Consider the following 10,865-nt stretch of genomic DNA (forward strand, 5'->3'; position numbering starts at 1 on the left):
TTGAGCAACCTGCGGCTAACTTCCTAGTTTGCTCTTTGATTTTCATTGAGTATAAATTCATTCTTATCTCTTCTTATCATACTAGTCTGCTTGGCTAGGAAGCTAATTCCAGCATCCTAGATTCTTGTCTTTCACAATGCTAACTATCAGACTCTTTCAGTTACAAGAGTAGGAAGAAACCCATAGTCTACCTATGTTTCTTCTTTGTTCCGAATAGCCAGTCAATCATGAAAAGGTAGAGGTATTCCCCCTTTTAAATCTTTTTTCTTACAATTCTGCAAGAATCGCTTTAAGCAAACCTTTGAAATCACCTTTGACACCTTCAGTCACTTCTACAACTTCTTCGTGATTGAGTTCTTCTTGGAAACCAGCCGCAAAGTTAGTGATACATGAAATTCCCAGAACTTTCAAGCCAGAGTGGGCTGCCACGATAACTTCAGGAACCGTAGACATACCAACTGCATCTGCTCCCAGTGTCTTATAGGCACGGATTTCTGCTGGTGTTTCATAAGTTGGACCAGTAACACCGATATAGACACCTTCATCAAGCTTGATATCAAGTTTTTTAGCAACTTCATGGGCAGTAGCACGGTATTCTGGAGTGTAGGCCTTAGACATATCTGGGAAACGTGGACCAAAGTCATCCAAGTTTTCACCCATCAATGGATTTTGCCCCGTCATGTTGATATGGTCTGAGATAGCCATCAAAGTACCAGGACCATATCCAATACCACCAGCTGCATTGGTTACAATGACACCTTCACATCCAAGAACTTTCATGACACGTACTGGGAAAGTCACGACCTCCAGAGGATTTCCTTCGTAAAAATGGAAACGACCTTGAAGAGCCAAGACCTTGCGACCTGCAAGGTCACCATATACTAATTTACCAGCGTGACCGACTACTGTAGAGCGGCCCCAGTTTGGAATCTCAGCATAGTCTACTGCAACTGGATTTTCGATTTCTTCTGCCAGTTCTCCCAGTCCTGATCCAAGGATTAGACCGAACTCAGGCGCTTGAATTCCCTTGTCTTTCAGGAAAGCAGCTGTTTCATGGATTTTGTTTAAAAATGTCATTGTGTGTCTCCTTTATTATTTTTTTAGCATTTGACCGATTTTTTCAAAAGTTTTAGCATTGCGAATGGTAATGTGGCGATAGAAAGGCATCTTGAGCAGATCCTTGTGATAGGCAGTTTTAGAGTAGGTTTCTTCAGAAAATTTCCCCAGAAAATCCCAAGTTTTCCAAAATAAAGCACTTCATCTTTCAGCTCTAAACTTTCAACTGTCGCGATGACTTGGTCCACATCCAAACCCTCAGTGTAAAAGAGAAAATCTTTTCGTGCCAAGTCTCTGTTCCACCAAGCTGGTAGATTTTCAAGTTCCGCCTCAAAGTCCTCTAGACTCAGTAAAGAAAAGCTCTGAATAAATGGATAATGGACTGCAAAGAAAGTCTCTAGCTTTTCAACCAATTGGGCTTTGGAATCTATCGAAGTAAAGAAAATATTGCCACTATTGATGTAGCTCTCAACCTTTTCCAGTCCCAAGTTTGTCAATTCTTGACGAAGCTCCGCCATGACGACCTTATTCTTACCACCAACATTGATACCTCTCACCAGCAAAGCATAGCGCGTCATCTTATACCAATTTATCTAAGAAACTTTCCCCAATCATAGCAGTTTCCACACCAAAGTTATCGGCAACAGTCGCTGAAATATCTGCAAAATGTCCTACTGGAATGAGACCATTTCCTTTAAAGGCAGGGCTATAGGCCAACAATGGAATATATTCCCGAGTGTGATCCGTTCCTGCATACGTTGGGTCATTTCCATGGTCCGCAGTAATCAAGAGAAGGTCATTCTCTCTCATAGCTGCGATAATTTCAGGTAAGCGTTCATCAAACTCATGCAAACAATCACGGTAACCGTGAGCATTACGACGATGGCCGTAAAGGGCATCAAAGTCAACTAGGTTTGTGAATGAGAATCCTTTTTCAAACTCAGCAAGTCCCATAGTCTTCAATAGTGTATCAATTCCATGACTATTTGACTTGTTGTGACCCATGTCATGGTTGATACCAGCACCGTTAAAGATATCGTTGATTTTACCCACAGCATAAGTATCGATACCAGCCTCATTCAATTTATCCAAAACAGTTGGGGAAAATGGAGATACAGCCAAGTCACGACGGTTTGCCGTACGAGTGAAGTTACCTGGTTCACCTACATAAGGGCGAGCAATGATGCGACCAAGAAGGGCAGGACGCTCAAGGGTAATCGAACGAGCGTATTCACAGATACGGTACAATTCATCCAAAGGAATAATGTCTTCGTGGGCAGCAATCTGCAAAACAGGGTCAGCTGAAGTATAGATAATCAACTCTCCAGTTTCCATCTGACGTGGTCCAAAATCATCGATAACAGCCGTTCCTGAATAAGGTTTGTTGGCTTCACGAATAACCTTGCGTCCTGAGAATTCTTCGATTTTTGTCAGGATTTCTTCTGGGAATCCGTTCCAGAAAGTATCGAAAGGCTCAGTAATGTTGAGTCCCATGATTTCCCAGTGTCCAGTCATAGTATCCTTACCAAGAGATACTTCCTCTAATTTTGTTGCATATCCAGTTGGATTGCTTTCAGCTGCTACAGTCTTAAGAGGAGTTTCACGAGGAATATTTCCAAGACCTATTTTAGCCATGTTTGGGACATTCAAACCAACTGTTTTTGAAATGTGTCCCAGTGTGTCAGAAGCTCCATCTGGAACCCCTGCATTGACAAAGTTATTAGCATCTGGTGCTGCACCGATTCCTACAGAATCCAGTACCACCAAATGAATACGATTAAATTTAGACATCTTATGCCCCCTTCTATTTTCCTTTTTTTGAAGTTGAAATCTGAACTCCATCTCGTCCAGCAACGATTACCTTATCCACCATTTGGTTGAATAAACCATGCTCCACAACACCAACGACATGGTCCAATTCTTGTCCAAAAGCAATTGGATTTTCAATGACATCCAAGGCGAGGTCAATGATAAAATTCTGCATATCCGTCACAAAACGTTGGCCGTCTTTTTCACGGAAACTTGGTTTGTAGCCAGCTCGCTCAAAACGACGAAAGACTTGTTCTGCGCCATACTGAACCACTTCTACTGGCAATTTAAAAGCACCTAGTTTTTCGACCAGCTTGCTTTCATCCACCACCCAAATGTATTCTTTTGATGGTGTTGCGACCACCTTTTCCATGAGAAGGGCACCACCACCGCCTTTAATTCCATTAAACTGACTATCCACTTCATCCGCGCCATCAACCGTCACATCGACAAAGTCTACTTGGTCAATAGACTTGAGCGGGATATTAAGGCCTTCTGCCTGTTTAGTGGTCACACTAGAAGTTGTTACAGCTGTAATCTGCAATCCTTCTTCCTTGATACGACGACCGATTTCTTCTACAAAATAATAGGCAGTCGAGCCTGTTCCAAGTCCAACGACCATTCCATCGCTCACGAACTCAGCAGCCTTGATACCTGCCATTTTCTTCAGATTTTCCACCGATTTACCTCCATCATTCTCAGTTCTTATTCTACTATGAAATCGCTTTTTATTCAAGTAAAAAGATCAAATTTACATTTTTTATCAATCTTTCTTTGAAAACATGCATTTTATTTTTATAAAACGAATAAAAATGAATTTATCTTTTATGTATTTGCTTTGTTCATCTCTTTCCAGTTCCAAAAACAAGACCTTAACTTTGATACGTCTAGTTTAGCATTAAAGCAGGCGCATTTCAAGAATCATAAATTAAGAGAAGGAAGTGGGTTTATCTATCTATTTTAAACAAGTTTATCTTTGCTTACCCTCTCTTGTTGACAAATAATTTTCATTACTTTAGGAATACAATTACTAATCTCCGTTGGCAAAACCACATACTGTTCTTGAGCTAGTTCTTGGGCAATAGCTGAATGAAGATGGGTCGCTACCGTCACACATTCGTAGAGACTGGCCTGTCGGAATTGGCCTGCAAATCCTGCAATCATTCCAGCAAGAGTATCTCCCATCCCCCCAGTCGCCTGATAGGGACCGCCGACCTGTAACTGGTAATAATCAGATTGGCTAGCTTGCCAAATACGAGTAGCCGGACCTTTCTCCACCAAAATTGTTCCTTGAGGAAATGAAGTCAGGGCACTAGCTGTTGCATCTTCCTTTTGCTTTTCAATAGCAATACCAGACAGCTTTTCCCATTCTTTTTGGTGGGGAGTTAGGATAAGCTGGTTAGACGGAAACGACAAACTTGTCCTAGCAAGAATGGTCAGGGCACCACCATCTACAATCAAAATCTGATTCTGTTTTAAGCTAGCAAAGACCTGTTTGACTAGATCTTCTCCAAAAGCATCGTCTCCTAAACCAGGTCCCAGCAAGACAACTTCTGCCTTCTCCAACTGCTCTTTTAACAATTGCTTGTCTTGAAGAGAAAATGCCATAGCCTCAGGTAAATGGCTGTGCAGAGCTGGAATATTTTCCCTGTCCGTTCCAACGGTCACCAATCCTGCACCACTCTTAACAGCAGCTAGTGCAGCCATAATGATAGCACCTCCATAAGGATAAGTGCCACCAAGCAGCAGCAGACGACCATGGTCTCCTTTATGACTTGTACGAGAACGTTCAATAATAACTTTTTCTAGTAAAGTTTGATCAATCACTTTCATCGTTTTTTCCTCTCGCTTTTATTATACAACAAAAAGGAGGCGCAGACCTCCTTTTGTAATCTTATATCTAAAATTTAATACTCATTTCTGCCATTTCAGATATAGCTATAGAAAATACACTCTCTTCAGCGATTTTTCTCTTATTTTCTATCCAATGTCCGAAGTGCTGCCTGATAAGTTTGCTCCATTAGCATGGTAATGGTCATAGGGCCTACACCTCCAGGAACTGGTGTGATGTGGCTAGCAAGTGGGGCAACTGCCTCATAGTCAACATCTCCACAGAGCTTCCCATTTTCATCGCGGTTCATACCGACATCAATGACAACCGCACCTGGTTTGACAAAGTCAGCAGTCACAAACTTAGCACGACCGATTGCGACTACAAGAATATCTGCTTTAGCAGCCACCTTGGCAAGATTATGGGTGCGTGAATGGGTCAAGGTTACTGTTGCATTTTTGGCTAAAAGAAGCTGGGCCATGGGTTTTCCAACAATGTTTGAACGACCGATGACGACCGCATTTTTACCTTCTAATTCAATCCCATATTCATGAAACATTTCCATAATTCCTGCAGGTGTCGAAGGAATCATGACTGGATGACCAGACCAGAGACGCCCCATGTTTAAGGGATGGAACCCATCCACATCCTTTTCTGGATCAATAGACAATAGAACCGCCTCTTCATCAATGTGTTTTGGTAATGGCAACTGGACCAAAATCCCATGCCAAGCTGGATCCTGATTATATTTAGCAATCAGGTCTAACAATTCCTCTTGAGCAATGGTCTCTGGAACTCGCACTACTTCGCTACGGAAACCAGCCGCAAGAGCTGACCTCTCCTTGTTGCGAACGTAGACTTGGCTGGCTGGATTATCCCCAACCAAAATCACTACCAAACCAGGTACTAGACCTGTTTCTTCCTTTAATTTTGCAGTCTTTTCAGCCAATTGCCCCTGCAATTTGACCGCTAAAGCTTTCCCATCAATGATCTGTGTCATATCACTTCTCTTTTCTTTCAAATATCTTCCATTATAGCAAAAACTGCCTGCACCCCCTAACACTTATTTCCTAGGCTATCCTATAGTTTCAAACTATAAGAAAAATCTCTGGTTGAGCTTTTCACTAATCTTGTCTTGAAATTTTAAAATAGATTATAAAACCTTACTCAAGAAGTCTTTAGTCCGTTGTTCTTGGGTTTGTTCAAAAATCTGTTCAGGTATTCCGTCTTCAACAACCACACCGTCTGCCATAAAGATGACACGATCTGCCACCTCACGGGCAAATCCCATCTCATGTGTTACGATAACCATGGTCATTCCTGACTTGGCTAGATCTTGCATAACAGCCAATACCTCACCCACCATTTCAGGATCCAAGGCTGAAGTTGGCTCGTCAAAGAGTAAAACATCTGGTTCCATAGCCAACCCACGCGCGATAGCAATCCGTTGCTGCTGCCCACCTGACAAACTCTGTGGATAAGCGTCTGCCTTATCCGGCAAACCAACTTTTTCCAACAGCTCTTGAGCTCTCTTCTCAGCAACTGCCTTGCTTTCACCTTTGGTCTTGATAGGTGACAAGGTAATATTTTCCATCACAGTCATATTAGGAAAGAGGTTAAATTGTTGGAAAACCATGCCCATCTTCTCACGCATGGCAAAGAGGTCATTCTTCTTGTCCGTAATATCGACTCCCTCAAAGATAACCTTCCCCTTGGTTGCTTCCTCCAACAAATTCATAGAGCGAAGCAAGGTAGATTTCCCGCTCCCCGAAGGACCGATGATAACGACAACTTCTCCTCTTTTAATCTCGAGGTTGATGCCCTTCAATACTTCATTCTTTCCAAAAGATTTATGTAAATTTTCAATTTTTATCAAGATTTCTGTCATTATTTCTTATCTCCTTGTCCCATATGTTTTTCAAAAGCTTTCAAGGCTACTGTCAGAATAGAGGTCATAATCAAGTAGTAAAATGCTGCAAATAAAAGTGGTGTTAAAGGTAGATAGGTTGTTGTAGAAACTGTTGTAGCTCCGTTCCACAACTCCATGACACCGATAGCTGATAAGAGGGAGCTATCCTTGATAATGGTAATAAATTCGTTCCCCAATGCTGGCAAAATATTTTTGATTGCTTGTGGCAAAATCACATAGCGCATCGCATTTTTAGGACGAATCCCTAGCGAATAAGCCGCCTCTAGCTGACCTTTTGGAACTGCATTGATTCCAGCACGAACAGTCTCAGAAACATAAGCACCACTGTTCATAGAGATAATCAAAATCCCTGGAATCAGACGAGAAAGATCAACACCTAAAATTCCAACCTGAATAGTCGGAGCATTGATATGCATAAGAGCAAAGGCAATCATAATCTGAACCATCATCGGTGTCCCACGGAAAATCCAAACGTACAAGTTGGCGAGCCAAACAAGCGGTTTAAACTTTGAACGTTGCCCAAAAGCCAAGACAACCCCCAAAATGGTTCCCAAAAAGACAACACAGATAGAAATGAGAACCGTCACAACAGCCCCATAGTTAAAATAAGGTAAATACTTAGGTAAAAAAGAAAAATTCATAGTCACACTGCTTTCTAAAATAGAATACTGTATGATTATAACGTATATTGAATTAAAATTCAAATCTTTTATCCAATTTATTTAAAAATCTTTAAACTAGCAGAATTAGCGAGAAATTTTAGTTTTTTTCTAGTCAAGTTGGCCTCCTTTATGGTAAAATAGTAACGATAAGAAATGAAGGAGAATCAAAATGGAATCACATTTGGTTAGAATCATCAACCGCCTTGAAGCAATGGCAAACGATGGCGGAAATTTAAAACGTAATTTTGAACGTGAAGGAGTTGTTGTTGCAGAAGTTGCGTACAGCCACGACGAAGAAAACGGCTCAATCTTTACCCTTCGTGACGTAGAAGCTCGCGAAACGTATACGTTTGATAGCATTGACTTAATTGCAATGGAGATTTACGAACTTCTCTACTAATCTAAAACAAGCTGGGATTGTCCCTGCATGTCTAACCAAAATCCTTTTTGTCTCACAAATAGGATTTTTTTATAGTCCAAATTCACAAAAATTTTCATTGTAACAACTTTTCAAAGCTGCAATCTTTTTACTTGCTTTACACCCCAATCCTGTTATAATGAGAGTATAGGAATTTGACTATTTTTGACCTTTAAACAGATCAGGATAAAGAAAGAAATGAGGTAGATGTATGCTTTGTCAAAACTGTAAAATCAACGACTCAACAATTCATCTTTACACCAATCTCAATGGAAAACAAAAACAAATTGACCTCTGTCAAAACTGCTACAAGATTATCAAAACAGATCCTAACAATAGCCTCTTCAAAGGTATGACGGATCTGAACAATCGTGACTTCGATCCCTTTGGTGATTTCTTCAATGATCTAAACAATTTCAGACCTTCTAGCAATACTCCTCCTATTCCCCCAACCCAATCAGGTGGAGGTTACGGTGGAAACGGCGGTTATGGTTCCCAAAATCGTGGATCTACTCAAACTCCGCCACCTAGCCAAGAAAAAGGCCTGCTGGAAGAATTTGGTATTAATGTAACTGAAATTGCCCGTCGTGGAGACATTGACCCCGTTATTGGGCGCGACGATGAGATTATCCGTGTCATCGAGATTCTCAATCGTAGAACCAAGAATAATCCTGTCCTTATCGGTGAACCTGGTGTCGGAAAAACGGCCGTTGTCGAAGGTCTAGCTCAGAAAATTGTCGATGGCGATGTGCCACATAAACTCCAAGGTAAACAAGTCATCCGTCTGGATGTGGTTAGCTTAGTTCAAGGAACGGGGATTCGAGGACAATTTGAAGAACGCATGCAAAAACTCATGGAAGAAATTCGCAAACGTGAAGACATCATCCTCTTTATCGATGAAATCCATGAAATTGTTGGTGCTGGTTCTGCGAGTGATGGTAATATGGACGCAGGAAATATCCTCAAGCCAGCCCTTGCTCGTGGAGAACTGCAACTGGTCGGCGCTACTACCCTCAATGAATACCGTATCATTGAAAAGGATGCTGCCCTCGAGCGTCGTATGCAGCCTGTCAAGGTTGATGAACCAACCGTGGAAGAAACAATCACTATCCTCAAAGGGATTCAAAAGAAATACGAAGACTACCACCACGTTCAATATACCGATGCTTCGATTGAAGCAGCTGCAACTCTTTCCAATCGTTACATCCAAGATCGCTTCTTACCTGACAAGGCCATTGACCTCCTAGATGAAGCTGGTTCTAAGATGAATTTGACCTTGAATTTTGTAGACCCTAAAGTCATTGATCAGCGCTTGATTGAGGCTGAAAATCTCAAGTCTCAAGCTACACGAGAAGAAGATTTTGAAAAAGCCGCCTACTTCCGTGACCAGATTGCCAAATATAAGGAAATGCAAAAGAAAAAGGTCACAGACCAGGATACTCCAATCATCAGTGAAAAAACCATTGAGCATATTATTGAGCAGAAAACCAACATCCCTGTTGGTGATTTAAAAGAGAAAGAACAATCTCAACTCATCCATCTAGCCGAAGATCTCAAGTCTCATATTATTGGCCAAGATGATGCAGTCGATAAGATTGCTAAGGCTATTCGCCGTAATCGTGTCGGTCTTGGTACGCCTAACCGTCCAATTGGAAGCTTCCTCTTTGTCGGACCAACTGGGGTCGGTAAGACAGAACTTTCCAAACAATTAGCTATCGAACTCTTTGGTTCTGCTGATAGTATGATTCGCTTTGATATGAGTGAATACATGGAAAAACACAGTGTGGCTAAGTTGGTCGGCGCTCCTCCAGGTTATGTTGGCTATGATGAGGCTGGTCAATTAACTGAAAAAGTTCGCCGCAATCCATATTCTCTCATCCTTCTCGATGAAGTGGAAAAAGCTCACCCAGATGTTATGCACATGTTTCTACAAGTCTTGGACGATGGTCGTTTGACAGATGGGCAAGGACGGACCGTTAGCTTCAAGGATGCCATCATTATCATGACCTCAAATGCAGGTACAGGTAAGTCTGAAGCCAACGTTGGATTTGGGGCTACTAGAGAAGGACGTACCAACTCTGTTCTCGGTGAACTCGGCAACTTCTTTAGCCCAGAGTTTATGAACCGTTTTGATGGCATTATCGAATTTAAGGCTCTCAGCAAGGATAATCTCCTTCAGATTGTCGAGCTCATGCTAGCAGATGTTAACAAGCGCCTCTCTAGCAACAACATTCATTTGGATGTAACTGACAAGGTCAAGGAAAAGCTGGTTGACCTAGGTTATGATCCAAAAATGGGAGCACGCCCACTTCGTCGGACTATTCAAGACTATATTGAGGACGCAATCACTGACTACTACCTTGAAAATCCAAGCGAAAAAGACCTCAAAGCAGTTCTGACTAGCAAGGGAAACATTCAAATTAAGTCTGCCAAAAAAGTTGAAGTAAAAACTTATGAAAAAGAAGTATAAATCCTATAGAAAAGGAGTAGAAAATGAAAATTTTCTGCTCTTTTTACTAAAATAACTATAAGTTCTTGACAGCTCTGCCTTTGTCCATTATGATAATAATAAAGATACTAGATAATGAGGAAAATGCAATGGCAAACCCAACTTTCGGAGAAAAAAAAGCAAATACAGACTATGTTGCACGCTATGGAGTGTATGCAGTTATCCCTGACGCTAAACAAAAACAAATTGTTCTTGTTCAAGCACCTAATGGCGCTTGGTTCCTACCAGGTGGCGAAATTGAAGTAGGTGAAAATCATCAGGAAGCCCTAAAGCGTGAATTGATTGAAGAGCTTGGTTTCACAGCTGAAATTGGTACCTATTATGGACAGGCTGATGAATACTTCTACTCTCGTCATCGTGATACCTACTACTACAATCCTGCCCACCTCTATGAAGCGACTTCTTTCAAAGAAGTGCAAAATCCACTAGAAGATTTTAATCATATTGCCTGGTTCCCTATTGACGAGGCTATCCAAAATCTTAAACGTGGTAGCCATAAATGGGCCATCCAATCTTGGAAAAAACAGCATAAGATTGACTAATACTCTTCGAGAATCTCTTCAAACCACGTCAGCGTCGCCTGACCGTAGATATGGTCACTGACTTCGTCAGTCTTATCTACAACCTCAAAACTGTGTTTTGAGCAACCT

General features: G+C 41.5%; 10 protein-coding genes and 1 pseudogene. 3 read left to right on the forward strand and 8 right to left on the reverse strand.

The genetic code is table 11. The features are described from left to right. Nucleotides 1-267 precede the first annotated feature (267 nt). From HT709_RS02100 to HT709_RS02135, 8 genes and pseudogenes are all read right to left on the reverse strand, one after another. Entirely contained in the window at nucleotides 268-1,077 is an 810-nt protein-coding gene (locus HT709_RS02100; protein ID WP_050207878.1) for a purine-nucleoside phosphorylase, read from the reverse strand. A 15-nt stretch (nucleotides 1,078-1,092) separates the two neighbouring features. Next, nucleotides 1,093-1,634 (reverse strand): annotated as a pseudogene (locus tag HT709_RS02105) (DUF1697 domain-containing protein). A 1-nt stretch (nucleotide 1,635) separates the two neighbouring features. Then, nucleotides 1,636-2,847, reverse strand: a complete 1,212-nt coding sequence (locus HT709_RS02110) for a phosphopentomutase (protein ID WP_000033102.1) — start codon at nucleotides 2,845-2,847, stop codon at nucleotides 1,636-1,638. A 13-nt stretch (nucleotides 2,848-2,860) separates the two neighbouring features. Next, nucleotides 2,861-3,544, reverse strand: a complete 684-nt coding sequence (gene rpiA / locus HT709_RS02115) for a ribose-5-phosphate isomerase RpiA (protein ID WP_000429303.1) — start codon at nucleotides 3,542-3,544, stop codon at nucleotides 2,861-2,863. A gap of 281 nt (nucleotides 3,545-3,825) precedes the next feature. Beyond that, nucleotides 3,826-4,698 (reverse strand): NAD(P)H-hydrate dehydratase, encoded by an 873-nt coding sequence (locus HT709_RS02120; RefSeq protein WP_000863091.1) that lies wholly within the window; start codon nucleotides 4,696-4,698, stop codon nucleotides 3,826-3,828. A gap of 140 nt (nucleotides 4,699-4,838) precedes the next feature. Next, entirely contained in the window at nucleotides 4,839-5,696 is an 858-nt protein-coding gene (locus tag HT709_RS02125) for a bifunctional methylenetetrahydrofolate dehydrogenase/methenyltetrahydrofolate cyclohydrolase (RefSeq protein WP_000192111.1), read from the reverse strand. 153 nt (nucleotides 5,697-5,849) lie between these two features. Beyond that, entirely contained in the window at nucleotides 5,850-6,584 is a 735-nt protein-coding gene (locus tag HT709_RS02130) for an amino acid ABC transporter ATP-binding protein (protein WP_000136055.1), read from the reverse strand. Next, nucleotides 6,584-7,267, reverse strand: a complete 684-nt coding sequence (locus tag HT709_RS02135; RefSeq protein ID WP_172925469.1) for an amino acid ABC transporter permease — start codon at nucleotides 7,265-7,267, stop codon at nucleotides 6,584-6,586. Before HT709_RS02135 ends, HT709_RS02130 begins: the two co-directional genes overlap by 1 nt. A gap of 190 nt (nucleotides 7,268-7,457) precedes the next feature. On the opposite strand from HT709_RS02135, the gene HT709_RS02140 reads away from it, so the two are divergent. From HT709_RS02140 to HT709_RS02150, 3 genes are all read left to right on the forward strand, one after another. Further along, a complete protein-coding gene (locus tag HT709_RS02140) occupies nucleotides 7,458-7,688 on the forward strand; it encodes a DUF1797 family protein (protein WP_000443574.1) in 231 nt (76 codons plus the stop codon). A 229-nt stretch (nucleotides 7,689-7,917) separates the two neighbouring features. Next, the gene (locus tag HT709_RS02145; protein ID WP_054388249.1) at nucleotides 7,918-10,176 is read left to right on the forward strand and encodes an ATP-dependent Clp protease ATP-binding subunit; all 2,259 of its coding nucleotides are present in this window, start codon (nucleotides 7,918-7,920) and stop codon (nucleotides 10,174-10,176) included. A 128-nt stretch (nucleotides 10,177-10,304) separates the two neighbouring features. Further along, nucleotides 10,305-10,757 (forward strand): NUDIX hydrolase, encoded by a 453-nt coding sequence (locus HT709_RS02150; RefSeq protein WP_000013081.1) that lies wholly within the window; start codon nucleotides 10,305-10,307, stop codon nucleotides 10,755-10,757. Nucleotides 10,758-10,865 lie beyond the last annotated feature (108 nt).

The sequence above is a fragment of the Streptococcus sp. 1343 genome, assembly GCF_013277355.1.
In the GTDB taxonomy this organism is placed as follows: Bacteria; Bacillota; Bacilli; order Lactobacillales; family Streptococcaceae; genus Streptococcus; species Streptococcus pseudopneumoniae.